Source organism: Flavobacterium limnosediminis JC2902 (assembly GCF_000498535.1).
Classification (GTDB): domain Bacteria; phylum Bacteroidota; class Bacteroidia; order Flavobacteriales; family Flavobacteriaceae; genus Flavobacterium; species Flavobacterium limnosediminis.
Genome location: NZ_AVGG01000052.1, coordinates 1 through 859 on the forward strand (window position 1 = coordinate 1; position 859 = coordinate 859).

Sequence of the window (859 nt, forward strand, 5' to 3'; positions counted from 1 at the left end):
TTTTCCGTCTTTGGACAAACTCGGGTTTCCGGCCTGATAGTCCTTGTTGTTAAACGGAAGCGCCTGTACATTGCCCCATTTACCATCTACTTTAGTGGCTCTGAACAAACCTACTTTTCCGTATTTGATTTTCTTTTCCTTGTTCTTGTCGAAGATTTTGTCTCTGAAAGTTTCACTGGCAAAATACATGGTGTTCCCGTCTGCGCTTATCGCAGCCGGTCCGTCATGCCATTTACTGTTTACCCCTTCCGCTTCGGTGGGTTTGCTGAAAGTACCGTCTTCGTTTCTGGTGGCTTTGTACAAGTCCAAAAACGGCTCGTCGTTCCATCCATAGCTTTTCTTAGCCGTATTTCTCGCCGAAGCAAAGTACAGCGTATTGTCGTTGGCAAGCACTGCTCCGAAATCCGATTTCTCGCTGTTGATGTCCATCGTTTTGGAATCAAACATTTTCTGCTGATCGGTTAGTCTCGGGATATAGTTCGGTTCTTTTCTAAAAGCAACCGCACGTTGATCGCCTGGTGCCATTGAAGCGAACTTCTCCATCTGTTTGTTGGAAGCCTCATACTGACCGTTGGCTTTCAGCATCTGCGCGTAGCGGTAGTAGATTTCGGCATCCTGTTTTTCCTCCGTAGCCTTGGCATACCATTTTGCGGCTTCGGTCGTGTTGAAGACGTTGTAGTAGCTCTCGGCCAGCTGGCGGTAAACGTAGTTGTCGGCTTTGTTGTTGCTGACTAATTTTAAATATTCCTCGGCCGCATCGATATACTCGTAACGATTATACAGTTTGTCTGCTGCCTGGGTGTGTTTGTTTTGTGCTGATAAGGTCAAACCAGCGAATACAAAACTCAGAGTGATATAG

Annotated in this window: 1 pseudogene; it reads right to left on the reverse strand. The window is 46.3% G+C overall.

Annotated features, from left to right (window positions below):
- Positions 1 to 859, reverse strand: a pseudogene (locus tag FLJC2902T_RS15585) (PD40 domain-containing protein); the annotation flags it as partial.